The 22,556-nt window shown below is 56.0% G+C and carries 25 protein-coding genes; 15 read left to right on the top strand and 10 right to left on the bottom strand.

The window, feature by feature from the left end:
• Nucleotides 1–19 precede the first annotated feature (19 nt).
• On the bottom strand, nucleotides 20–832 hold the full coding sequence (locus tag O1723_RS14425; protein ID WP_014883145.1) for a Cof-type HAD-IIB family hydrolase: 813 nt from the start codon (nucleotides 830–832) through the stop codon (nucleotides 20–22).
• On the bottom strand, nucleotides 822–2,036 hold the full coding sequence (locus O1723_RS14420; RefSeq protein ID WP_014883146.1) for an MFS transporter: 1,215 nt from the start codon (nucleotides 2,034–2,036) through the stop codon (nucleotides 822–824). The genes O1723_RS14425 and O1723_RS14420 overlap by 11 nt, the downstream gene beginning before the upstream one ends.
• Before the next feature lie 81 nt (nucleotides 2,037–2,117).
• Here O1723_RS14420 and O1723_RS14415 point away from each other — a divergent pair, with 81 nt between their 5' ends.
• A complete protein-coding gene (locus tag O1723_RS14415) occupies nucleotides 2,118–2,669 on the top strand; it encodes a TetR/AcrR family transcriptional regulator (RefSeq protein ID WP_014883147.1) in 552 nt (183 codons plus the stop codon).
• A gap of 250 nt (nucleotides 2,670–2,919) precedes the next feature.
• On the opposite strand, the gene O1723_RS14410 is transcribed toward O1723_RS14415, so the two are convergent.
• Nucleotides 2,920–4,605: an aspartate:alanine antiporter gene (locus O1723_RS14410; protein WP_014169303.1), complete on the bottom strand. Its 1,686-nt coding sequence runs from the start codon at nucleotides 4,603–4,605 to the stop codon at nucleotides 2,920–2,922.
• Nucleotides 4,606–4,884: 279 nt separating this feature from the next.
• Here O1723_RS14410 and O1723_RS14405 point away from each other — a divergent pair, with 279 nt between their 5' ends.
• The gene (locus tag O1723_RS14405) at nucleotides 4,885–5,253 is read left to right on the top strand and encodes an inner membrane protein YbjM (RefSeq protein WP_014883148.1); all 369 of its coding nucleotides are present in this window, start codon (nucleotides 4,885–4,887) and stop codon (nucleotides 5,251–5,253) included.
• A 30-nt stretch (nucleotides 5,254–5,283) separates the two neighbouring features.
• Here O1723_RS14405 and O1723_RS14400 read toward each other — a convergent pair whose 3' ends face one another.
• Nucleotides 5,284–5,553 carry a GrxA family glutaredoxin gene (locus O1723_RS14400; protein ID WP_014883149.1) on the bottom strand — a complete coding sequence of 90 codons (270 nt, stop codon included), beginning with the start codon at nucleotides 5,551–5,553 and terminating at the stop codon, nucleotides 5,284–5,286.
• Between the two features lie 183 nt (nucleotides 5,554–5,736).
• Here O1723_RS14400 and nfsA point away from each other — a divergent pair, with 183 nt between their 5' ends.
• From nfsA to O1723_RS14345, 11 genes are all read left to right on the top strand, one after another.
• Complete coding sequence (gene nfsA / locus O1723_RS14395) at nucleotides 5,737–6,459, top strand: oxygen-insensitive NADPH nitroreductase (RefSeq protein WP_248190771.1); 723 nt, start codon at nucleotides 5,737–5,739, stop codon at nucleotides 6,457–6,459.
• Nucleotides 6,460–6,510: 51 nt separating this feature from the next.
• Nucleotides 6,511–7,413: a 30S ribosomal protein S6--L-glutamate ligase gene (gene rimK / locus O1723_RS14390; RefSeq protein WP_014883151.1), complete on the top strand. Its 903-nt coding sequence runs from the start codon at nucleotides 6,511–6,513 to the stop codon at nucleotides 7,411–7,413.
• 63 nt (nucleotides 7,414–7,476) lie between these two features.
• Entirely contained in the window at nucleotides 7,477–7,953 is a 477-nt protein-coding gene (locus O1723_RS14385) for a YbjN domain-containing protein (RefSeq protein ID WP_003858385.1), read from the top strand.
• A 351-nt stretch (nucleotides 7,954–8,304) separates the two neighbouring features.
• Nucleotides 8,305–9,417: a spermidine/putrescine ABC transporter substrate-binding protein PotF gene (gene potF / locus O1723_RS14380; protein ID WP_014883152.1), complete on the top strand. Its 1,113-nt coding sequence runs from the start codon at nucleotides 8,305–8,307 to the stop codon at nucleotides 9,415–9,417.
• Nucleotides 9,418–9,515: 98 nt separating this feature from the next.
• Nucleotides 9,516–10,649: a putrescine ABC transporter ATP-binding subunit PotG gene (potG, locus tag O1723_RS14375; protein WP_023336982.1), complete on the top strand. Its 1,134-nt coding sequence runs from the start codon at nucleotides 9,516–9,518 to the stop codon at nucleotides 10,647–10,649.
• 10 nt (nucleotides 10,650–10,659) lie between these two features.
• Complete coding sequence (potH, locus tag O1723_RS14370; protein ID WP_014883154.1) at nucleotides 10,660–11,595, top strand: putrescine ABC transporter permease PotH; 936 nt, start codon at nucleotides 10,660–10,662, stop codon at nucleotides 11,593–11,595.
• A complete protein-coding gene (potI, locus tag O1723_RS14365; RefSeq protein ID WP_014883155.1) occupies nucleotides 11,592–12,437 on the top strand; it encodes a putrescine ABC transporter permease PotI in 846 nt (281 codons plus the stop codon). Before potH ends, potI begins: the two co-directional genes overlap by 4 nt.
• 20 nt (nucleotides 12,438–12,457) lie before the next feature.
• Nucleotides 12,458–12,976 (top strand): YbjO family protein, encoded by a 519-nt coding sequence (locus tag O1723_RS14360; RefSeq protein ID WP_045307505.1) that lies wholly within the window; start codon nucleotides 12,458–12,460, stop codon nucleotides 12,974–12,976.
• Between the two features lie 40 nt (nucleotides 12,977–13,016).
• A complete protein-coding gene (rlmC, locus tag O1723_RS14355) occupies nucleotides 13,017–14,156 on the top strand; it encodes a 23S rRNA (uracil(747)-C(5))-methyltransferase RlmC (protein WP_023336984.1) in 1,140 nt (379 codons plus the stop codon).
• A 105-nt stretch (nucleotides 14,157–14,261) separates the two neighbouring features.
• Complete coding sequence (locus O1723_RS14350; protein WP_023332505.1) at nucleotides 14,262–14,969, top strand: response regulator transcription factor; 708 nt, start codon at nucleotides 14,262–14,264, stop codon at nucleotides 14,967–14,969.
• Nucleotides 14,953–16,422, top strand: coding sequence for a sensor histidine kinase (locus O1723_RS14345; RefSeq protein ID WP_032645341.1), 1,470 nt, complete (start codon nucleotides 14,953–14,955; stop codon nucleotides 16,420–16,422). Before O1723_RS14350 ends, O1723_RS14345 begins: the two co-directional genes overlap by 17 nt.
• Nucleotides 16,423–16,509: 87 nt before the next feature.
• Here the strand turns inward: O1723_RS14345 and artJ are convergent, their stop codons facing one another.
• The 6 genes from artJ to O1723_RS14315 form a co-directional block, all read right to left on the bottom strand.
• Entirely contained in the window at nucleotides 16,510–17,241 is a 732-nt protein-coding gene (artJ, locus tag O1723_RS14340; RefSeq protein WP_014883160.1) for an arginine ABC transporter substrate-binding protein ArtJ, read from the bottom strand.
• Nucleotides 17,242–17,436: 195 nt separating this feature from the next.
• The gene (gene artM, locus O1723_RS14335) at nucleotides 17,437–18,105 is read right to left on the bottom strand and encodes an arginine ABC transporter permease ArtM (RefSeq protein ID WP_014883161.1); all 669 of its coding nucleotides are present in this window, start codon (nucleotides 18,103–18,105) and stop codon (nucleotides 17,437–17,439) included.
• Nucleotides 18,105–18,821 (bottom strand): arginine ABC transporter permease ArtQ, encoded by a 717-nt coding sequence (gene artQ / locus O1723_RS14330; RefSeq protein ID WP_014883162.1) that lies wholly within the window; start codon nucleotides 18,819–18,821, stop codon nucleotides 18,105–18,107. Before artQ ends, artM begins: the two co-directional genes overlap by 1 nt.
• Before the next feature lie 6 nt (nucleotides 18,822–18,827).
• Nucleotides 18,828–19,559: an arginine ABC transporter substrate-binding protein ArtI gene (gene artI, locus O1723_RS14325; RefSeq protein ID WP_008500032.1), complete on the bottom strand. Its 732-nt coding sequence runs from the start codon at nucleotides 19,557–19,559 to the stop codon at nucleotides 18,828–18,830.
• Between the two features lie 19 nt (nucleotides 19,560–19,578).
• A complete protein-coding gene (gene artP / locus O1723_RS14320; RefSeq protein WP_014883163.1) occupies nucleotides 19,579–20,307 on the bottom strand; it encodes an arginine ABC transporter ATP-binding protein ArtP in 729 nt (242 codons plus the stop codon).
• A gap of 226 nt (nucleotides 20,308–20,533) precedes the next feature.
• Nucleotides 20,534–21,052 (bottom strand): lipoprotein, encoded by a 519-nt coding sequence (locus tag O1723_RS14315; protein WP_014883164.1) that lies wholly within the window; start codon nucleotides 21,050–21,052, stop codon nucleotides 20,534–20,536.
• A 97-nt stretch (nucleotides 21,053–21,149) separates the two neighbouring features.
• Here O1723_RS14315 and O1723_RS14310 point away from each other — a divergent pair, with 97 nt between their 5' ends.
• Both O1723_RS14310 and O1723_RS14305 read left to right on the top strand, forming a co-directional pair.
• Nucleotides 21,150–21,473 carry a heavy metal-binding domain-containing protein gene (locus O1723_RS14310; protein ID WP_014883165.1) on the top strand — a complete coding sequence of 108 codons (324 nt, stop codon included), beginning with the start codon at nucleotides 21,150–21,152 and terminating at the stop codon, nucleotides 21,471–21,473.
• Nucleotides 21,470–22,300 carry an N-acetylmuramoyl-L-alanine amidase gene (locus tag O1723_RS14305; protein ID WP_014883166.1) on the top strand — a complete coding sequence of 277 codons (831 nt, stop codon included), beginning with the start codon at nucleotides 21,470–21,472 and terminating at the stop codon, nucleotides 22,298–22,300. The genes O1723_RS14310 and O1723_RS14305 overlap by 4 nt, the downstream gene beginning before the upstream one ends.
• The last annotated feature ends 256 nt before the right edge of the window (nucleotides 22,301–22,556 follow it).

The following is a 22,556-nucleotide window of genomic DNA, read 5'->3' as shown; positions in this document are numbered from 1 at the left end:
GGCACCAGACCGCACGATATCAATTAAACGGTGCCTCCCCGTTCAACACCTTCTCAATCACATCCAGCACACCTTCCTCGTTATTATGCGGCGCTTCAAACCGCGCCACTGCTTTAATATGCGGTCTGGCATTCGCCATCGCGAAGCTGAACCCGGACTGACGCAACATCTCCACGTCGTTGCCGCTGTCACCGAAGGCAACCACTTCACTGTCCTCTATGCCCCAGCGCTGTTGCAGGATCCGCAGACCGTTGGCTTTGTGCACGCCGGGGATAATCAGGTCGATACTGCCGTGGCCGGTTGTCACGGGCACCATAATGTCGTTAAGCTTTTCATGCAGCATCGCCTGGATGCGCGGAATTTCATGGTCTGACACGTTCAGCCCAAACTTGAAGAAAATGTCGTTCAGGTTGTCGAAATCACTCACCATTTCGAGCCGGTGATAGTACTTCGCGGCGATATCCTTAAAGTTATCGTCATAGCATTTCAGCGTATAGGCGCTGTTTTTTCCGCAGGCGATAATCTCAATGCCCGGAACGTCGTTTAATACATTCGCGACGGTCTCGAAATGGGCTTTCGACAATTCACCGTTAAAGACATCCTCTCCGGCGCTCACGACCCAGCCGCCGTTCTCAGCGACGAACGCAATTTCATGCGCAATCTCCGGGAAAAAGGAGATCAGCTGGTAGTACTGGTTGCCGCTGGCGACCACGAAGCGAATGCCTTGCGCCTTCATGCGGGCGTACTGCGCCAGAAAGCGCGGGCGGTTATAGGTCTTGGCATCGCTCAGGAATGTGCCATCCATGTCGACGGCGATCAGTTTAACGCTCATATCCCTTCTCCAGTGTCGTTTGTTTCGTTTCCGGCTTTGCCACCGCGCGCGCCACCAGCGCGGCGATGATCACCAACCCTAACACCACCAGCATGGCGCTGCGCAGCCCGTAGTGTTCACCCAGGAAGCCGAGCAGCGGCGGCCCCACCAGGAAGGCGAGGTAGCCCGTTGTCGCCACCACGCTGACGCGCGTCGGGGCATCCGGCCCGGTGTCGCTGGCGGCGGAAATGGTCAGCGGGAAGCCGAGTGACGCCCCCAGTCCCCAGAGGATCACCGAGACGCCGGCAATCCAGTCCACGTCCACAAAGATAATCATCGCAATCCCCAGGCCGCCCAGCAGGGCGCTGGCGCGCACCACCGCCACGCGGCTGTAGCGGTCGATAAACCAGCCGCCGGTGAAGCGCCCGACGGTCATCCCCAGCGTAAACCCGGCGTAAATCAGCGAGCCGGAGGTCGGGCTAAAGCCGTGACCGTCCACCATCAGCAGCGGCAGCCAGTCGTTGGCGGAGCCTTCTGCAAACGCCATCGCCAGTACCACCACGCCGATCAGCATCAGCTGGAAATCGCGGTAGAAGGGGAGTCCTTTTTCGGCTGACGAGCGTTCGTCAGCGGAGTTTTTACCGGTGCCGTCCGGGATGGCCCGGATGCCGGTGAGGATCGGAATGATGCACACCAGCGCCGCCAGCAGGATATGCAGATTGGCGGTCACACCCGTGGCCGTCAGCGCCATTCCCACGCCCGCACCGGCCAGCGTACCGAGGCTATAGAAGCCATGCATCATGGGCAGCACGGTTTTGTTCATCTCACGTTCGACCGCCGCCCCTTCAACGTTGATGGCTACCTCCGCAGAACCGAAGCTGCCGCCAAATACCGTCAGCCCCAGCGCGAACAACACCGGCGAGGCAAACCACAGCGCGATGCTCAATACCACCATCCCGAACACCGCGCAGCACATGGTGGTGCGGATCACAGCTCGCGTACCAAAGCGCTTCACCAGCCATGCGGAACAGAGAATGCCGCTCATGGAACCGATCGACAGGCCGAACAGCACGATGCCCATCTCAGCCGTAGAGACAGACAAAATATCGCGAATGGCGGGCGTGCGCGTGGCCCAGGAGGCCATCAGCAGACCGGGAATAAAGAAGAACATAAACAGCGCCCACATGCGGAGCTGCAGGGTTTTACGGGGAGAGGTCAACGTCATTGGGGTAGCACCAGAAGTACAACAATAGCGACAACACTAGCAAGTTTGTGTACATTTGTACACAAACCACGTGAGGAATTTATGAGCAGACCACCGAACGATCCGCATCGCCGGGAGAAGATCCTGCAGGCAACACTCGATACCATTGCCGAGCACGGTATTCACGCCGTCACGCACCGTAAAATCGCCGCCTGTGCGGGCGTGCCGCTGGGGTCGATGACCTACTATTTCGACGGTATGGAGCCACTGCTGGAGGAAGCGTTCACATGGTTTACGCAACAGATGTCGCAGCAGTATCGGGATTTCTTTGCGGGCGTCACCGGCCCTGAAATGGCGTGCGAGTCCATCACCACCCTGATCCACAGTTCGCAGGTGACGACGCCGCACAACATGGCGCTGATGTACCAGCTTTACGCCTTTATGCACCGCAGCGCGGCGCTCAAAACGGTGATGCAGGACTGGATGAAGATGAGCCAGACTACGCTGGAGCAGTGGTTCGATCCGGTTACCACCCGCGCGCTGGATGCGTTTATCGAAGGGATGACGCTGCACTATGTGACCGACCGGGCGCCGTTAACCCGGGACGAGATTCGGGCGATGGTGGGGAGGATTGCGGGTGAGGGAAACGCTTAGACATCGCTCGTTAAGCCTGGCATTACGTATGCCCACGTTTAGAAAAGCTGGATAACGGGCTTTGGTTATTCTTTGTTGGGGTTTATTTAAGGCAACAAAAAACCCATCAACCTTGAACCAAAACGGCGGGGTTGATGGGCTCCACAAATTGGGGACATCAAAGAAAAGCAGTGGCACTAGTTATGACTGCCCCCTGATAAAAAAGTTCTGCGCGTAACAAAAATTTTTTCATTACGCGCAAACTTCAGAGTTATCCGAGTCCTGGCCAGATGATGATGATCAGCGTACCTGCCAGCGTCAGCAGTACGTTGGCGATAGCGTAGGTGCCTGCATAGCCCAGCGCCGGGATGTTGCTGCGCGCGGTGTCGCTGATAATTTCCATGGCCGGCGCACAGGTACGCGCCCCCATCATTGCTCCGAAGAGCAGGGCGCGGTTCATGCGCAGCACGTAGGCACCAAACAGGAAGCAGATCACCACCGGCACCAGGCTGACGATAAGGCCGGAAACCAGCATCTGCCAGCCCACGGCACCCAGGCTGTGTCCAATGCCGCTGCCGGCGCTTAAGCCGACACCCGCCATAAACACCATCAGACCGAACTCTTTCACCATGTTCAATGCGCCCTGCGGAATGTAACCGAACGTCGGATGGTTCGCTCGCAGGAAGCCCAGCATGATCCCGGCAAACAGCAGACCGGCGGCGTTACCGATTCCGAAACTGAAGTTGCTGAACTGGAAGGTGATCATCCCGATCATCAGGCCCACAATAAAGAAGGCGCAGAAAGCCAGCAGGTCAGTGACCTGGCTGTGAATGGAGATAAAGCCGATGCGGTCGGCAACGGTTTTTACGCGTCGCGCGTCGCCGCTGACCTGCAAAACGTCGCCTTTGTTGAGCACGACGTTGTCGTCGATGGGCATCTCAATCTGGCTGCGGATTACTCGGTTAAGGAAGCAGCCGTGGTCGGTCAGCTTGAGCTGCGCCAGACGACGGCCAACGGCGTTATGGTTTTTCACCACGATCTCTTCGGTGACGATGCGCATGTCGAGCAGATCGCGGTCGAACACCTCTTTGCCGTTTCGGAAGCTTGGGTCGAGACGGGCGTGCGCGTCCGGGTAACCCACCAGCGCGATGTCGTCGCCCATCTGCAGCACCGCGTCACCGTCCGGGTTCGCCAGAATGCCGTTACGGCGGATACGTTCGATGTAGCACCCGGTCTGGCGGTAAATCCCCAGCTCGCGAAGATTTTTCCCATCTGCCCATGCCACCAGCTCAGGTCCGACGCGGTAGGCGCGGATCACCGGGAGGTAGACTTTACGTTTGCTGTCGGTATCAAGCCCGCGCTCACGGGCGATTTGCTGGGCACTGGTCTGCAGATCCTGATGCTGCAGTTTTGGCAGATAGCGCGCGCCGACAATCAGGCTCACCAGACCAATCAGATAGGTCAGGGCATAGCCCAGGCTCAGGTGGTCGAGCGCGGTCGAAAGCTGTGCGCCAGCCATGCCCGAATGGCGCAGGGTATCGCCTGCACCCACCAGCACTGGCGTAGAGGTCATGGAGCCTGCCAGCATACCGGCCGTTAACCCGATATCCCAGCCAAACAGCTTACCCAGTCCTAAGGCGATCAGCAGTGCGCTGCCGACCATCACCAGCGCCAGCATCAGATAATTTTTGCCGTCGCGGAAGAAAATCGAAAAAAAGTTCGGTCCTGCTTCCACGCCAACACAAAAAATAAACAACATAAAACCTAAGTTGAGCGCGTCCGTGTTAATGCTGAAGTGCTGCTGGCCTAATAATAAGGAGACGACTAAAACACCAATGGAATTACCAAGTTGAACCGATCCCAGGCGCAATTTACCCAGGCAAAGACCCAGCGCCAGTACCACAAATAATAACAGGATGTAATTCCCATTTAACAAGTCTGCGACGTTTATATTCACGGAGGCTAACTTCTTGTTTACCAGTAAGTTGTTGAATGAAAGGACTTTTTGGGCTACTGTTTTCTGGGTCAGGGAAAGGCGTTAACGCTCCCTGTTTCCTGCTTTATTCCCTAAAACATTAGCTGGCGTGTAGTTTAATCGCATTAGCTACTGACAGCTACTGATTATCGCATCACCCTGTGCGTACTTTGGCAAGGATTGCCGCATTGCTTTATCTGACTGGGCGTCTACCCGACGAAAGTGTATTTGATAGAGATAAGTCAGGAGGATTGTTTGAATATGAAACGAAACTGGGCGGGGGTGATCAGCTGCTTTTTGCTGTTCACGGTCGTATGCATGTCGCTCGCATTTAATGTGAAGGGCGCATTCAGGGCGTCCGGGCATCCGGAGCTGGGGTTGCTCTTCTTCACGCTACCGGGAGCCGCCGCCAGTTTTCTCTCCCGTAAAGGGGAAGTGGTGAAACCGTTACTGGGGGCGATACTTGCAGCGCCATTATGTCTGCTGCTAATGCGCCTGCTGTATGTTTCAACGCGGAGTTTCTGGCAGGAGCTGGCGTGGTTGCTAAGTGCCATATTCTGGTGTGCCCTTGGCGCGCTCTGCTACTTATTTGTGCGCAGCCTGATTCAGCACCGACGGCACCACAAATAAAAACGCCCTCAGGGTGAGGGCGTCCTTTCATTACTGCTCGGCAAACAGGCCAAGATGTTCTTTGGCGTAGGCTTCAAAGTCGGTGCAACCGCCGATGTGTTTCTGATCGAGGAAGATCTGTGGGACGGTTTCAACCGGCTTACCGACTGTTTTTTCCAGATCGGCTTTGGTGATGCCTTCCGCGTGGATGTCCACATAGCGGAAATTGAAGTCATCGCGTTCTGCGGTCAGTTTCTCAGCCAGCTCTTTTGCGCGCACACAGTAAGGGCACCCTGGACGACCAAAAATTACTGCAAACATTTCTCTCTCCTCAAAAAACAAGCCTGACGGCGAATGACACGTATAGTGCCCCATAACCTGTCGTCATTAAAGAAGGTTTCGCCTGTCGTTATAATACCTATGAGCTATGTTTCGCCAATTACACCGCGCAGATCATTGCCTATACTGGCTGCCATACGTTTTAAGCAAGCAAAGAGAGAGAAGATGACACCCACGATTGACCTGCTCCTTTCCCACCGTTCCATTCGCCACTTCACCGATGAGCCGATCACCGAGGCGCAGCGTACCGCCATTATTAACAGCGCAAGGGCGACCTCCAGCTCCAGTTTCCTGCAGTGCAGCTCCATTATTCGCATTACCGACCCGGCGATGCGTGAACAGCTGGTGACGCTGACCGGCGGGCAGAAGCATGTGGCCCAGGCCGCCGAGTTCTGGGTATTTTGTGCCGACTTTAACCGCCATCTGCAGATTTGCCCTGAAGCGCAACTGGGGCTCGCCGAACAGCTGCTGCTGGGCGTCGTGGATACCGCGCTGATGGCGCAAAACGCCTTTACGGCGGCGGAATCGTTGGGACTAGGCGGGGTCTATATCGGCGGGTTGCGTAACAACATTGAAAGCGTCACCGAACTGCTGAAGCTGCCAAAACATGTACTGCCGCTGTTTGGCCTCTGCCTCGGCTGGCCGGCGGATAATCCGGACCTGAAACGGCGTATTCCTGCGGCAATGCTGGTGCACGAGAACCACTACCAGCCGGTCGATCGTGATGTCCTGAATCACTATGATGAAGAGCTGGCGAATTACTATCTGACGCGTGACAGCAATAACCGCCGCGATACCTGGAGCGACCACATTCGCCGCACCATCATTAAAGAAAATCGCCCGTTTATTCTCGATTATCTGCATAAACAGGGCTGGGCGACGCGATAGTCCATTCTGTATGATATGAAGGCTTTTTCCATGTCTTCAGAGAGGTGCAGGGTGAAAATTGCCATATTGTCCCGGGATGGAACGCTCTATTCATGTAAACGCCTGCGAGAAGCGGCGGCAAAACGCGGACATCAGGTTGAGATCCTTGACCCGATGTCCTGCTATATGAACATCGACCCCGCCGCTTCATCTATACACTACAAAGGCCGCAAGCTGCCGCATTTTGATGCGGTGATCCCGCGTATCGGCTCCCAGATCACCTATTACGGCACCGCCGCGCTGCGCCAGTTTGAGATGCTGGGCAGCTATCCGCTCAATGAATCCGTGGCCATTTCCCGCGCCCGCGACAAGTTGCGCTCGCTGCAGCTGCTCGCCCGTCAGGGGATCGATCTCCCCGTTACCGGAATAGCCCATTCGCCGGACGACACCAGCGATCTGATCGACATGGTGGGCGGCGCGCCTTTAGTGATCAAGCTGGTAGAAGGCACGCAGGGTATCGGCGTGGTGCTGGCGGAGACGCGGCAGGCTGCAGAAAGTGTGGTCGACGCCTTTCGGGGACTGAATGCGCACATTCTGGTGCAGGAGTATATCGAAGAGGCGAAAGGGCGTGATATTCGCTGTTTCGTGGTCGGAAATGAAGTGGTGGCGGCCATTGAGCGTCAGGCCAAAGAGGGCGATTTCCGCTCTAACCTTCACCGCGGCGGCATAGCGAGAGTCGCTGATATTAGCGATCGCGAGCGGGACATTGCCGTAAAAGCCGCGCAAACGTTGGGGCTGGACGTGGCGGGCGTTGATCTCCTGCGGGCGACGCGCGGGCCGCTGGTCATGGAGGTGAATGCCTCACCGGGGCTGGAAGGCGTGGAAAAAACCACGGGGGTCGATATTGCAGATAAAATGATCACATGGATCGAGCGTCATGCCACGCCGGGCTACTGTCTGAAAACGGGCGGTTAAATGGCATTGAACGCACTTTTTGCGTAATCTATGCGAAGTTTTTATTAGAGAGGCTGCACCGCGATGGATTTACAGGTCGTACCAACACTGGATACGTTACGTCAATGGCTCGATGATGCCGGTATTACGTTCTTTGAATGTGATTCCTGCCAGGCGCTGCATCTGCCTCATATGCAAAATTTCGACGGTATTTTTGATGCCAAAATCGATCTGATTAACGACGTGATCCTTTTCTCCGCGCTGGCCGAAGTGAAGCCGTCTGCGCTACTGGCGCTGGCCTCCGACCTGTCGGCCATCAATGCCAGTTCTTTGACGGTGAAAGCATTTCTCGATATACAGGATGATAATCTGCCAAAACTGGTCGTTTGCCAGTCTTTATTCTCCGGGGCAGGGCTCTCCTTTAAGCAGTTCGCCTGGTTTATGCGCTTGAGTGAAGAGCAAATTTCCATGGTCATGATGGAAGCCAATGCACACCATCTGCTGTATAGCGCGGAAGATGATGCAGAGAATAATGATGCATCTCCCAATTTTCTTCACTAAGGCTGCCTGACTTTTGCGCAGTCGCTGCCATGGCGGCTGCATAAGGCCATTTTTTCTGCTGCTTTTAACCTTTCTTTAAAGAATTTTTCACCTTCCCAAAGGCCGTTTCGGCTTATCACGTAGACTAAACCTGCATAAAAAATTGATAAAAGGCGTTTTTTCGTCTGGGCTATAGCCGGAGACACGGGCTACAGTTATTCTTGCGATGCTTCAAAAAGCGAGCGGATCCTGCCGGGTAAAGAGGTTTCTTTTTATTTTGAGCAGAGCGACAAACTATGCATGATTTTTGCATATATCCAGATTGCACAGTTTTAGTTCGTTTGTTAACGAGCTTTCAGAAGGAATAACACTATGATCGCCTTGAATAAAAAATGGTTATCGGGTCTGGTTGCGGGTGCTCTGATGGCCGTCTCTGCCGGCACGCTCGCTGCGGAACAAAAAACGCTGCACGTTTATAACTGGTCTGACTATATTGCGCCGGACACCGTGGCCAATTTTGAGAAAGAGACCGGCATTAAAGTAGTCTACGACGTTTTCGATTCCAACGAAGTGCTGGAAGGAAAACTGATGGCAGGCAGCACCGGGTTTGACCTGGTCGTGCCTTCCGCGAGCTTCCTGGAGCGTCAGCTGACGGCGGGTGTCTTCCAGCCACTGGACAAAAGCAAATTACCGAACTGGAAAAACCTCGATCCAGAAGTCCTGAAGCTGGTGGCTAAGCATGACCCGGATAACAAATACGCCATGCCTTACCTGTGGGCGACCACCGGTATCGGCTACAACGTGGATAAAGTCAAAGCGGCGCTGGGCCCGGACGTCAAGCTGGACAGCTGGGACGTGGTGCTGAAGCCGGAAAACCTTGAGAAGCTGAAAAGCTGTGGCGTCTCTTTCCTGGACGCGCCAGAAGAGATCTTTGCCACCGTGCTGAACTACCTGGGCAAAGATCCGAACAGCAACAAGGCGGATGACTACACCGGTCCGGCGACCGATCTGCTGCTGAAGCTGCGTCCAAACATTCGCTATTTCCACTCTTCCCAGTACATCAACGACCTGGCGAACGGTGACATCTGCGTTGCGATTGGCTGGGCCGGGGACGTGTGGCAGGCGGCGAACCGCGCGAAAGAGGCGAAAAACGGCGTGAATGTGTCCTACTTCATCCCGAAAGAGGGGGCGCTGGCCTTCTTCGACGTCTTCGCGATGCCAGCTGATGCGAAAAACAAAGACGAAGCGTATCAGTTCCTTAACTACCTGATGCGTCCGGACGTGATCGCCCACATCAGCGACCACGTTTATTACGCCAACGGTAACAAGGCTTCCGTGCCGCTGGTGAGTGAAGCGATCCGCAGTAATCCGGCAATTTATCCGCCAGCGGACGTGTTCGCCAAGCTCTTCACCCTGAAAGTACAGGATCCAAAAATTGATCGCGTACGTACCCGTGCGTGGACCAAGGTGAAAAGCGGTAAGTAACCCTTTGTCACAGGCCGGGCAAGCGAAGCGCCCCCGGCAACAGGCGCACCGTTCTGGTGCGCCTGCACCATGATTTGATTTCTGCCGGAGAGCACCCCGTGAATGACGCGATCCCCCGCCCGCAGGCGAAAGTCCGTAAAGCGCTGACCCCGCTTCTTGAAATTCGTAACCTCACCAAATCTTTCGATGGCCAGCATGCCGTGGACGACGTCAGCCTGACTATCTATAAAGGCGAAATATTCGCGCTACTGGGCGCATCGGGCTGTGGCAAATCAACCCTGCTGCGTATGTTAGCCGGTTTTGAACAACCCACGGCCGGGCAAATCATGCTTGATGGCGTGGATCTCTCCAGCGTGCCGCCGTACCAGCGCCCGATTAACATGATGTTCCAGTCCTACGCACTGTTCCCGCACATGACGGTGGAGCAGAACATCGCCTTTGGCCTGAAGCAGGATAAATTGCCAAAAGCCGAAATCACCGCGCGCGTGGCCGAGATGCTGAGTCTGGTCCACATGCAGGAGTTCGCGAAGCGTAAACCGCACCAGCTTTCAGGCGGCCAGCGCCAGCGCGTGGCGCTCGCCAGAAGCCTGGCAAAACGCCCGAAACTGCTGCTGCTCGACGAGCCGATGGGGGCCCTGGATAAAAAACTGCGTGATCGTATGCAGCTGGAAGTGGTGGATATTCTTGAGCGCGTCGGCGTGACCTGCGTGATGGTGACCCACGACCAGGAAGAAGCCATGACCATGGCCGGACGTATTGCGATCATGAACCGCGGGAAGTTTGTGCAAATTGGCGAGCCGGAGGAGATTTATGAGCATCCGACCACCCGCTACAGCGCCGAGTTCATTGGCTCGGTCAACGTCTTCGAAGGGCTACTGAAAGAGCGTCAGGAGGATGGCCTGGTCATTGAATCGCCGGGTCTGCAGCATCCGCTCAAGGTCGATCCTGACAGCGCCGTGGTGGACAACGTGCCGGTCTACGTCGCGCTGCGTCCGGAGAAGATCATGCTCTGTGACGATCCGCCAGCCGATGGCTATAACTTCGCCGTGGGTGAAGTGGTGCACATTGCTTACCTGGGCGATTTGTCTATCTATCACGTGCGTCTGAAAAGCGGTCAGATGCTGAGCGCCCAGCTGCAAAACGAACATCGCTACCGCAAAGGTCAGCCGACCTGGGGCGACGAAGTGCGCCTGTGCTGGGATGCTGACAGTTGTGTCGTGCTGACGGTATAAGGAGCGGCCAATGAGTACACTTGAACCTCCAGCCCGCGCAGCCAGCTGGCTGACGCGCCTTAAGATGAAGCACGGCCGCAAGCTGGTGATTGCCATGCCTTACGTGTGGCTGATCCTGCTGTTCCTGCTGCCATTCCTGATCGTTTTCAAGATCAGCCTGGCGGAGATGGCGCGGGCGATCCCGCCGTATACCGACCTGTGGGAGTGGGCAGACGGGCAGCTGACGCTCACCTTAAACCTCGGTAACTACCTGCAGCTCACCGAGGACCCGCTCTATATTGAAGCCTATCTGCAGTCGCTGCAGGTGGCGGCGATCTCGACGCTCTGCTGTCTGGTGATGGGCTACCCGCTGGCGTGGGCCGTGGCGCACAGTAAACCCTCGACGCGTAATATCCTCCTGCTGCTGGTGATTTTGCCGTCGTGGACCTCATTCCTGATCCGCGTTTACGCCTGGATGGGGATCCTGAAAAACAACGGCGTGTTGAATAACGTCCTGATGTGGCTTGGGGTTATCGATCAGCCGCTGACGATCCTGCACACCAACCTCGCGGTTTATATTGGCATTGTGTATGCCTATCTGCCGTTTATGGTTCTGCCGATCTATACGGCGCTGACGCGGATAGATTACTCGCTGGTGGAAGCCTCGCTTGACCTCGGTGCGCGTCCGCTGAAAACCTTCTTCAGCGTCATTGTCCCGTTGACCAAAGGCGGGATTATCGCCGGGTCGATGCTGGTCTTTATTCCGGCGGTAGGGGAGTTTGTGATCCCGGAGCTGCTCGGCGGGCCGGACAGCATCATGATTGGCCGCGTGCTGTGGCAGGAGTTCTTCAATAACCGCGACTGGCCGGTGGCGTCTGCGGTGGCGATTATCATGTTGCTGCTGTTGATCGTGCCGATCATGTGGTTCCACAAACATCAGCAGAAACAGATGGGAGACCACGGATGAATAACTTACCGGTAGTGCGCTCCCCGTGGCGAATTGCGATCCTGGCGATCGGCTTTACCTTCCTGTATGCGCCAATGCTGATGCTGGTGATCTACTCGTTCAACAGTTCCAAACTGGTGACGGTCTGGGCGGGCTGGTCGACGCGCTGGTACAGTGAGCTGTTCCACGACGATGCAATGATGAGCGCGGTAGGGCTGAGCCTGACCATCGCCGCACTGGCGGCAACGATGGCCTCTGTTCTGGGCACCATCGCCGCGCTGGTGATGGTGCGTTTCGGCCGTTTTCGCGGTTCGAACGGCTTCGCCTTTATGATCACCGCGCCGTTGGTCATGCCGGACGTGATTACCGGCCTTGCGCTGCTGCTGCTGTTCGTGGCGCTGGCGCATGCCATTGGCTGGCCGGCGGATCGCGGCATGCTCACCATCTGGCTGGCGCACGTCACGTTCTGTACCGCCTATGTCGCCGTGGTGATCTCCTCGCGTCTGCGCGAGCTGGATCGCTCGATAGAAGAGGCGGCGATGGATCTCGGCGCGACCCCGCTGAAGGTCTTTTTCATCATTACCCTGCCGATGATCATGCCGGCGGTGATCTCCGGCTGGCTGCTGGCATTTACCCTCTCGCTCGACGATCTGGTGATCGCCAGCTTTGTCTCCGGCCCGGGGGCGACAACGCTACCGATGCTGGTCTTCTCCAGCGTGCGCATGGGGGTTAACCCGGAGATCAACGCCCTGGCCTCTATCATCCTCGGCGTGGTCGGAATTGTCGGATTTATCGCCTGGTATTTGATGGCGCGCGCGGAAAAACAGCGCGTGCGTGATATCCAGCGTGCAAGACGCGGCTGAAGCATTTAAAATTTCCAGTGATGTGCCGCGTATCACGCGGCACTGTTTTTCAGGGAAGTAAAACATTGGGATTATTAAAAAAATCAAGGCTTACGCACGCTCGTCCTAACGTTCCTGCGCTGGTACAGGTGGCGGCGCTCGCCATTATTATGATCCGCTGCCTGGACGTACTGATGATTCTGAATACCCTGGGCGTGCGCGGTATCGGTGAATTCATTCACCGCAGCGTGCAGACGTGGAATCTGACGCTGGTTTTTCTGAGCAGCCTGGTGCTGGTGTTCATTGAGATCTACTGTGCGTTTTCGCTGGTCAAAGGTCGCAACTGGGCGCGCTGGGTCTATCTGCTGACGCAGGTGACCGCCTCCAGCTACCTGTGGGCCGCCTCGCTGGGGTATGGCTATCCCGAACTGTTCAGCATTGCGGGCGGATCAAAACGCGAGATTTTGCACGCGCTGTTTTTGCAAAAACTGCCGGATATGCTGGTGCTGTTCTTCCTGTTCGTGCCTGCGTCCAGTCGACGGTTCTTCCAGTTGCAATAATGTGTATAATCGCAGCCCCCGTTATTCTTAAGGTTTTCATATGCAGTGCGCACTCTATGACGCCGGACGCTGCCGCTCCTGTCAGTGGATAGAACAGCCGGTCTCTCAACAACTCACCGCCAAAATGGCCGACCTGCAACAGCTGCTGGCTGAACACGCGGTGGGGGAGTGGTGCGCACCCATCAGCGGACCGGAGCAGGGCTTTCGCAACAAAGCCAAAATGGTGGTCAGCGGCAGCGTCGAAAAACCGCTGCTGGGGATGCTGCACCGCGACGGCACGCCGGAAGATTTAACCGACTGCCCGCTGTATCCCGCGTCGTTTGAACCCGTCTTTGCCGCACTCAAACCGTTTATTGCGCGGGCAGGGTTAACGCCCTACCACGTCGCCCGAAAGCGCGGCGAGCTGAAATATCTCCTGCTGACGGAAAGCCAGCTAGACGGCGGCATGATGTTGCGTTTTGTGCTGCGCTCGGAAGCGAAGCTGGCGCAGCTTCGTGCGGCGCTGCCGTGGCTGCAGGCGCAACTGCCGCAGCTTAAGGTCATTACGGCAAACATACAGCCGGTGCACATGGCGATTATGGAAGGGGAGAAAGAGATCTTCTTCACTGAACAGCCTGCGCTGGCCGAAAATTTCAACGGCGTACCGCTGTGGATCCGCCCGCAAAGCTTCTTCCAGACCAACCCGACCGTGGCGAGTGCGTTGTATGCCACCGCCCGTGACTGGGTTCGGGCGTTAAACATTCATCATATGTGGGATCTGTTCTGCGGCGTGGGCGGTTTCGGCCTGCACTGCGCCACGCCTGAAATGCAGCTGACCGGGATTGAGATCTCGGCCGAAGCGATTGCCTGCGCGAAACAGTCCGCCGCCGGGCTGGGGTTAACGAATCTCCACTTCCAGGCGCTTGACTCTACCCAGTTCGCCACCGGCCAGGGCAATGTGCCGGAACTGGTGCTGGTCAACCCGCCGCGACGGGGCATCGGAAACGCACTCTGCGATTACCTGAGCCAGATGGCACCGGATTACATCGTCTACTCCAGCTGCAATGCGCAGACCATGGCAAAAGATATCGCCAGCCTGCCGGGCTACCGCATTGAACGCGTTCAGCTTTTCGATATGTTCCCGCATACCGCGCATTACGAAGTGCTGACGTTGTTAACCCGTAGGCCGGGTAAGGCGTAGCCGCCACCCGGCATGAACCCCGCACAATGTTCAACAAAATGTGAACTCTTCCCCCGCTCGAAATCAGGTAAGCTTACGTCATAAGAAATGATTGAAGGCTGACCCATGAAGCACATCCTGCTGGTGGAAGACGACCACGATATCGCGGCGCTTCTGCGACTCAATTTAGAAGACGAAGGCTACGCCATCACCCACGAGCCCGACGGGGGCAACGCCCTGCAGCGCCTGGAAAAACAGCCGTGGGATGCGGTGATCCTCGACCTGATGCTCCCGAACGTTGACGGGCTGGAGATTTGCCGACGCATCCGTCAGATGACGCGCTACCTGCCGGTCATCATCATCAGCGCCCGCAGCAGCGAAACCGACCGTATTACCGGGCTGGAAACCGGTGCCGATGACTATCTGGCTAAGCCGTTTTCGGTGCAGGAGCTGATTGCCCGCATCAAAGCGCTGTTCCGCCGTCAGCAGGCGATGGGGCAGGCACAAACGGACGGGCAAATTCAGGCGCACGGTTTGACGATCGACCCGCTGGCGCGCAGCGTCCTGCTCCACGGACAGGTGGTGGATCTCACCCCGCGCGAATTCGAACTGCTTTACTTCTTTGCCCGCCATCCTGGCGAGGTGTTTTCCCGTCTGGCGCTGCTGGAGCAGGTCTGGGGTTATCAGCACGAAGGCTATGAGCATACCGTCAACACCCATATCAACCGCCTGCGCATCAAGATTGAGAAGGACGCTGCCGAGCCGGAAATCGTTCGCACCGTCTGGGGTAAGGGATACAAATTTGCGGAGCCAACGCCTGATGCGTCGCTTTAGCCTCAGCCAGCGCCTGACGCTGCTGTTCATTCTGCTGATGATGCTCTGCGCCACCGTCGCCTGCGCGGTACAGCTCTACACCAGTACGCAATACGGCAACGCGATGGTGCAGCGGTTGTCGGGCGGACTGGCGCAGCAGATCGTCCAGCGGGAACCGATTCTCGACGCGCAGGGCAGGGTTGACCGCAGTTCGCTGAAACCGCTCTTTGACCGTCTGATGACCTTTAATCCGAGCGTGGAGCTCTATGTTGTCTCACCCGACGGCGATATCCTGGCCGATGCCGCCCCGCCGGGCCATATTCAGCGGCAAAAAATCGATCTGGCACCGGTTCAGACCTTCCTGAGCGGCACCGCCATCCCGGTACTGGGCGACGATCCGCGCAGCCAGAACAAAAAAGTCTTCAGCGCCACGCCGCTGCGTCAGGACGGCGAGCTTAAGGGCTACCTGTACATTATTTTGCAGGGCGAGGAGTCGAATGCGCTGGCGGACATGGCCTGGCATAAGGCGCTGTGGAGCACGGTGCTCTGGTCATTGCTGTGGGTTGCACTGTTCGGCCTGCTGGCGGGATTACTGGTCTGGTACTGGGTGACGCGTCCGGTTAAACGCCTGACGGAAGAGGTCACCGGGCTTGAGCAGGACAGCATTAGCGCAATCAGGCTGCTGGCAGCAGAGCCGCCGGACGTCGCGGCCAATGACGAAGTGGCACGCCTGCGCAACAGTTTTATCGAGCTGGCGCGCAAAATCACCCGCCAGTGGGATCAGCTGGCCGACAGCGATCGCCAGCGCCGGGAGTTTATCGCCAATATTTCGCACGATCTCCGCACGCCGCTGACCTCTCTGCTGGGTTATCTGGAAACGCTGTCGCTGAAATCCACCACGCTGACGCCTCAGGAGCATCAGCAATATCTCGCCACCGCCCTGCGTCAGGGGCAAAAGGTACGCCATCTTTCCCAGCAGTTGTTTGAGCTGGCGCGTCTTGAGCACGGCGGCATTAAACCGCAGCGCGAGCGTTTCGCGATGGGGGAGCTGATTTCCGACGTGGCGCAGAAGTTTGAGCTCACTGCCCGCACGCGAGAGGTCAATCTGCATATTGACGTGCCGGGGCCGTTGCCGCTGGTCAATGCCGATGTATCAATGATCGAGCGCGTGGTGACCAATTTGCTGGATAACGCAATGCGTCATACGCCGACCGGCGGGGACATTCGTCTGGCGGTCTGGCAGGAGAATGAACAGCTTCAGGTCGAAGTGGCTGACAGCGGTACGGGCGTGGATGCGTCGCTGCGCGACGATCTGTTCCAGCGGCCTTCGGCGTTGAACACTCAGGCCTCGCGGGAGAACCGCGGCGGGTTAGGGCTGTTAATCGTCAAACGGATGCTGGAGCTGCACGGCGGTGGAATACGGCTGATGGAGTCGGTGAGTGGGGCGCGGTTCAGGTTCTTTGTGCCGTTGTGAGAATGGCCGGGTGGCGCTGCGCTTATCCGGCCTACAAAACCCCCCTCGTAGGCCGGGTAAAGCGAAGCCGTCACCCGGCAAAACACCTTACTGCGGGAACCACTGCTCGCTGATTTTCTGGTACGTACCGTCAGCTTTAATCGCTTTCAGCGCGCCGTTCAGTTTTGCAAGCAAGGCTTTGTTATCCGGACGTACCGCGATGCCGAGGCCGGTACCGAAGTACTGTGGATCGGTCACTTTCTCGGTCGCCGTGCCCAGCTGCGGGTTGGTTTTCAGCCACTCGTTGACCACGGCGGTATCGCCGAAGACGCCATCAATACGGCCATTTTTCAGGTCGATAATCGCATTCTGATAGCTGTCATAGGCCACGGTTTTCACTTCAGGATGTTTGTCCTGCAGGTATTTCTGGTGCGTGGTGCCGTTTTCCATCCCGATGCGTTTGCCTTTCAGCTCGTCGAAGGACTTATACGCCCCTTTCTTCGCAATCACTACCGCCGAGTTGGCGTAGTACGGGTCGGTGAACGCTACCTGCTTGCTGCGCTCTGGGGTGATGTCCATTCCGGAGATTACCGCATCGTATTTTTTGAACTTCAGCGACGGGATCAGGCTGTCAAAGGCGTGGTTGGTAAAGGTGCAGTCGGCCTGCATCTGTTTGCACAGCGCTTTCGCCAGGTCGATATCGAAACCGACGATCTGGTTGCTGGCATCCAGCGATTCAAACGGCGGATAGGTGGCGGACACGCCAAAATTGATTTTATCCGCTGCGGATGCGCCTGCGGCGAACGTTGCCAGTAATGCGGCCAGAACTAACTTTTTCATGGTAATGCTCCCGTCTGTCTTATTGATGCGCCGTGTCTGCGGCCTGGATGTACAATGCCAGTTAATGAATTTATATGCAATAAAAATGATTAAATATTATTTTTATGGCAAAAAAAAGCGGATAACCAGAAAGTTACCCGCATTGATTAATCACATTTATGCACTTCTTGCCGGGTGGCGCTGCGCTTACCTGGCCTACGATCTGCGCTCAAACGCTAAAGCTTTACGCTCAATCAGGCGCATCATCAGCGTCAACAGGCCGTTCACGACCAGATACACCACGCCCGCCGCGCCGAAGACCATCACGTCATAGGTGCGTCCATACAGCAGCTGTCCGTGGCCCATCACTTCCATCAGGGTGATGGTATAGGCCAGAGAGGTACTCTTGAACACCAGCACCACTTCGTTGGAGTAAGAGGAGAGCGCACGCTTAAAGGCGTACGGCAGCAGGATCGCCAGCGTGTCTTTCTTGCTCATGCCGAGCGCCCCACAGGACTGCCATTGCCCTTCCGGGATGGCACGAATCGCGCCGTAGAACAGCTGGGTGGTATAGGCCGCACTGTTCAGGGAAAGGGCGATTAAGGCGCACAGCCACGGCTCAGAGAGCAGATGCCAGATAACCGGATATTCCTGCAGCGACGGGAACTGTCCCGGGCCGTAGTAAATCAGGAAGATCTGCACCAGCAGCGGCGTACCGGTAAACAGGGTGATGTAGCCGCGCACAATCCATACCAGTACCGGCGTTTTCAACGTCAGGACGATGGTGAAGATGAGCGCCAGGATCAGCGCCACGATAATGGACGCCACGGTCAGCGTCAGGCTGGTGTGCAGCCCTTTCATGAGCTCCGGGAAATATTCAAGCATCAGCCTGGTCTCCGTTCAAAGCGCGTCGCCCGCAGGTCAATACGCTTGAGGATGTACTGACTGAGCAACGTGATCACCAGGTAGATCGCCGCCGCCACAATGTACCAGGTAAAAGGCTCCTGGGTACGGGTGGCGATGCTTTTGGTTTGCAGCATCAAATCGTTAACGCTGATCAGGCTCACCAGCGCGGTATCTTTCAGCAGCACCAGCCACTGGTTACCAAGGCCCGGCAGGGCATGGCGCCACATCTGCGGCATGACCAGACGGAAGAAGATCGCTGATTTCGACATACCCAACGCCTGACCCGACTCCCACTGCCCCTGCGGCACGGCTTTCAGCGCACCGCGCAGGGTTTGCGACGCGTACGCCGAGTAGAGCAGGGAGAGGGCAATCACGCCGCACAGGAACGGGCTGACGTCGAAGTTTTCAATCTGCATCTGCACCGGGATCTGCGCAAAGCCAAGATTGACAGTGAAGCCATCCGACAGCGTAAGCAGCAGCTGCGAGGAGCCGAAATAGATAAACAGGACCACCAGAATTTCCGGTAGTCCACGCAGCACAGTGACCAGCGCGGAGCCTGTCCAGGCGACGGGGAACCATTTCGCGGACTCCCACACCGCAAAGAACATCGCCAGCACCAGGCCGATAATCAGTGCGCAAACGGCAAGGCCGACGGTCATCCCGGCGGCGCTTGCTAAAGGAAAAATTTCATTCATCAGGAATTACTTCTGGAACCATTTTTTGTAGATGGTTTCGTAGGTGCCGTCTTTCTTCACTTTTTCCAGCGCAGCGTTGAACTTCTGCTGCAGCTCAGTGTTGCCCTGACGAACGGCAATCCCCAGACCGGTACCGAAGTAGTCCTTATCGGTCACTTTGTCGCCTACTGGCGCCAGTTTATCGTTCGCTTTCAGCCACTCGGTCACGACCGCGGTGTCGCCAAAGACGCCGTCAATACGACCATTTTGCAGATCCAGCTTCGCATTCTGGTAGCTGTCATACGGAACGGTGGTGATTTCCGGATGCTTATCCATGATGAATTTCTGGTGCGTGGTGCCGTTCTGCACGCCCACTTTTTTGCCTTTCAGCTGATCAACAGAGGTGAATTTCCCTTTCTGACCAATGAACAGCGCCGAGTTGTCGTAGTAAGGGGTCGTAAACAGCACCTGCTTTTCACGCTCAGGGGTGATGTCCATACCGGCCATGACGGCGTCGATACGGCGGAACTTCAGGCTTGGGATCAGGCTGTCAAACGCCTGGTTGCTGAAAGTGCAGGTCGCATCGATCTCTTTACACAGGGCGTTTGCCAGGTCTACGTCGAAGCCAACAATTTTGTTGTTTGCATCAATGGACTCAAACGGAGGGTAAGACGCTTCCGTGGCAAAACGAATGGTCTGGGCTGCGGTAGCGGAAAGGGTAACGCCAGCAAGCAGCACGGCAAGTAATACTTTTTTCATTATATTTCCCCTGACACAATCAATGAGATAAATAGTTTTTGAAGGCATCGGTTTGCGGGTTAGCGAAGCAGCTCGCGTCACCTTGCTCAACGATATACCCATTTTCCATGTAGACCACACGGCTGGCGGTTTTACGCGCCACTTCCACTTCGTGGGTGACGATGACTTGCGTGATATTGGTTTCCGCCAGCTCACGAATAATGCTGACGATCTGAGCGGTGATTTCCGGGTCCAGCGCCGCGGTCGGTTCATCAAACAGCAGAACCGCCGGTTCCATCATCAACGCACGGGCAATCGCCACACGCTGCTGCTGACCACCCGAAAGATGCAGCGGATAACGGTCACTGTAAGGCTTAAGGCGCAGACGCTCCAGCAGCTTTTCGGCACGGCCGATGGCCTGATCCTTACTTAACCCCAGCACGCGGCACGGGGCTTCAATCAGGTTTTGCAGCACCGTCAGATGCGGCCAGAGATTGTATTGCTGGAAGACCATGCCGACGTTTTGACGCAGCTCGCGAATCGCTTTATCAGATGGCGTTTTCGCGAAATCAAAATGGTTACCGGCAATCGCCAGCGTACCTGAACGGGGCATTTCAAGCAGATTAAGGACACGCAAAAGGGAGCTTTTACCTGCACCGCTTGGGCCAAGTAAAACCAGCGTTTCGCCTTCCGGGCAGTTCAGCGTGATGTCAAACAGCGCCTGGTGTGCGCCGTAGAAGCAGTTAATGCCGTTTAGTTTAATACTCATCGGGGCAGTCTTTACTCATCCAGGCAATCTATAGCAATTGAGGCCGCAGATAGTACCGTTGACAGAATAGTTATGCAATATTTCTGCGTTAAAAGTTAAATATAACCCGTATTTCCTCTTAAACATAGCACAAAATAGCGAAGGGCAAAGGCGGCGAGTATAAATGTCGGCATTCCGCGAGAAATGCCGGACATTTTACGGGGGTAACATTTTTATAACTGATGATTTAGCGGTTCTCAATCGACTGGCGCAGCGTGCCTGCCGGGGCATGAACGCTGCCGCCAATGTAGCGTACGTCGTCGACAGCCCAGCACTGACCTTCACGGATCATCAGTACCTCATCCTGCCAGGACTGGGTCCCCTGGGTCAGCTTGACGCGCAGCGGAATGTTTCGCGCATCGGTGTTGGGAATGGTAGAAGCGCTGGCCACTTCCGCACTGTCCGGCAGCGTGGTACGGCTGGAGAACGGATCGGATTTAAGCAGGGTATTATGCTGCGGATCGCGGGTGGCGTCGTTGAGCAGTTTTGCCAGACCGTCGCTCAGGTAAGGGCGCAGGCCGGTGAGATCGTTGCTGCGGTGCTGAATGCGGTAATCATAGAACTGCTGCGCCACGGTGTCCGGGCCGCCGTCGATGCAGGGGCCGCTGCGGGTACCAATATCCTTAAAGGCTGGCGTGACCGTGGTGGTACAGGCGCTGAGCACCAGCGCGCAGGGCACCAAAAGTGTTAAAGCAGAGTAGCGCATGTTGATTTCCTTATTTATTAACTATCCTTTCAATCATAGCGTAACGAACCGATAATGCTGTGCCTAAGGCATTGAACGCTAAAGAAGGAGAGAAACTATGCAGTTTTCAACAACGCCAACCCTGGAAGGGCAAACAATAACCGAGTATTGCGGCGTGGTGACCGGGGAAGCAATTCTCGGTGCCAATATCTTCCGCGACTTTTTTGCTGGCATCCGTGACATCGTGGGTGGACGATCCGGTGCCTACGAAAAAGAGCTGCGTAAAGCGCGAGAAATTGCCTTTAAGGAGCTGGGCGAGCAGGCCAAGGTGCTGGGTGCGGATGCGGTAGTCGGCATTGATATCGACTACGAAACGGTCGGGAAAGATGCCAGCATGCTGATGGTGAGCGTCAGTGGAACGGCGGTGAAAACCCGTCAATGAAGCGTTCGCTCTCCACTCTCCTGCTGGCGCTGTTGCTGGCAGGATGTACATCGGAAAAGGGCATTGTTGATAAAGGCGCGTACGCGCTGGATACCCGCCATCAGGCGCAGGCGGCCTACCCGCGAATAAAGGTGCTGGTGATCCACTACACCGCCGATGATTTTGACACGTCGCTGGCGACCCTAACCGATAAAAACGTCAGCTCTCATTATTTGATCCCCGCAAAGCCGCCAGCACCGGACGGCAAGCCGCGTATCTGGCAACTGGTACCCGAGAGCGAACTGGCCTGGCATGCAGGTATCAGCTTCTGGCGCGGTACCAACCGAATTAATGATACGTCTGTGGGCATTGAACTTGAAAATCGTGGCTGGCAAAAGTCTGCTGGCGTAAAGCATTTTACACCTTTCGAACCCGCGCAGATTGCGGCGCTGGTGCCACTCGCCAAAGACATCATTGCCCGCTACAACATCAGACCTGAGAACGTGGTGGCCCATTCGGACATTGCGCCGCAGCGCAAAGACGATCCCGGTCCGTTGTTCCCGTGGCGACAGCTGGCTCAGCAGGGGATAGGCGCATGGCCCGATCCCGCGCGCGTCGCATTTTATATCAACGGACGACCACGCTTTCAGGCGGTGGATACCGCAGCGTTACTCGATTTGCTTGCGCGCTACGGCTATGACGTACCGGCCAACAGCACCCCAGCGCAGCAAAAACGTATCATCATGGTATTCCAGATGCACTTCAGGCCTGACCTGTGGAACGGCGTCGCAGATGTCGAAACGATGGCCATTGCTGAAGCGCTTTTAGAGAAATACGGGCAGGGGTAATCCTTCGGATACCCCCGAAAGCGCCAATTACTCCTGATTTACTTGAGATTAATCTTAGGTACAAACTCAATTCATTTTTAGTTAATTGACTTAAAATTATCCGCATTTAAGATAGACACATAGCTTGCTAATTAATGCAGCAGATAAATATATCGCATCCATTTTTTTATTTTTCTCCTTGAGCGCATCATCAGGAAAAATATTCTAAGGCTAAGGTTTTTATGCTTTGGTCTGCATTCTAAAAATTAACATCTTA

The sequence above is a fragment of the Enterobacter cloacae complex sp. HYC080_NIDB genome (genome assembly GCF_056673325.1).
The sequence above is the reverse complement of the archived record's forward strand: the minus strand, read 5'-3'. Positions and strand labels throughout refer to the sequence as shown.

Coding starts and splice junctions, on each gene's coding strand:
- O1723_RS14415 (WP_014883147.1), top strand. CDS start 2,118: ATGAGCAGACCACCGAACGATCCGCATCGCCGGGAGAAGATCCTGCAG.
- nfsA (WP_248190771.1), top strand. CDS start 5,737: ATGACACCCACGATTGACCTGCTCCTTTCCCACCGTTCCATTCGCCAC.
- O1723_RS14305 (WP_014883166.1), top strand. CDS start 21,470: ATGAAGCGTTCGCTCTCCACTCTCCTGCTGGCGCTGTTGCTGGCAGGA.
- rlmC (WP_023336984.1), top strand. CDS start 13,017: ATGCAGTGCGCACTCTATGACGCCGGACGCTGCCGCTCCTGTCAGTGG.
- O1723_RS14420 (WP_014883146.1), bottom strand. CDS start 2,036: ATGACGTTGACCTCTCCCCGTAAAACCCTGCAGCTCCGCATGTGGGCG.
- O1723_RS14400 (WP_014883149.1), bottom strand. CDS start 5,553: ATGTTTGCAGTAATTTTTGGTCGTCCAGGGTGCCCTTACTGTGTGCGC.
- potF (WP_014883152.1), top strand. CDS start 8,305: ATGATCGCCTTGAATAAAAAATGGTTATCGGGTCTGGTTGCGGGTGCT.
- artI (WP_008500032.1), bottom strand. CDS start 19,559: ATGAAAAAAGTATTACTTGCCGTGCTGCTTGCTGGCGTTACCCTTTCC.
- O1723_RS14315 (WP_014883164.1), bottom strand. CDS start 21,052: ATGCGCTACTCTGCTTTAACACTTTTGGTGCCCTGCGCGCTGGTGCTC.
- artP (WP_014883163.1), bottom strand. CDS start 20,307: ATGAGTATTAAACTAAACGGCATTAACTGCTTCTACGGCGCACACCAG.
- potH (WP_014883154.1), top strand. CDS start 10,660: ATGAGTACACTTGAACCTCCAGCCCGCGCAGCCAGCTGGCTGACGCGC.
- O1723_RS14405 (WP_014883148.1), top strand. CDS start 4,885: ATGAAACGAAACTGGGCGGGGGTGATCAGCTGCTTTTTGCTGTTCACG.
- O1723_RS14350 (WP_023332505.1), top strand. CDS start 14,262: ATGAAGCACATCCTGCTGGTGGAAGACGACCACGATATCGCGGCGCTT.
- O1723_RS14360 (WP_045307505.1), top strand. CDS start 12,458: ATGTGCCGCGTATCACGCGGCACTGTTTTTCAGGGAAGTAAAACATTG.
- O1723_RS14425 (WP_014883145.1), bottom strand. CDS start 832: ATGAGCGTTAAACTGATCGCCGTCGACATGGATGGCACATTCCTGAGC.
- artJ (WP_014883160.1), bottom strand. CDS start 17,241: ATGAAAAAGTTAGTTCTGGCCGCATTACTGGCAACGTTCGCCGCAGGC.
- O1723_RS14385 (WP_003858385.1), top strand. CDS start 7,477: ATGGATTTACAGGTCGTACCAACACTGGATACGTTACGTCAATGGCTC.
- potI (WP_014883155.1), top strand. CDS start 11,592: ATGAATAACTTACCGGTAGTGCGCTCCCCGTGGCGAATTGCGATCCTG.
- O1723_RS14310 (WP_014883165.1), top strand. CDS start 21,150: ATGCAGTTTTCAACAACGCCAACCCTGGAAGGGCAAACAATAACCGAG.
- artM (WP_014883161.1), bottom strand. CDS start 18,105: ATGCTTGAATATTTCCCGGAGCTCATGAAAGGGCTGCACACCAGCCTG.
- artQ (WP_014883162.1), bottom strand. CDS start 18,821: ATGAATGAAATTTTTCCTTTAGCAAGCGCCGCCGGGATGACCGTCGGC.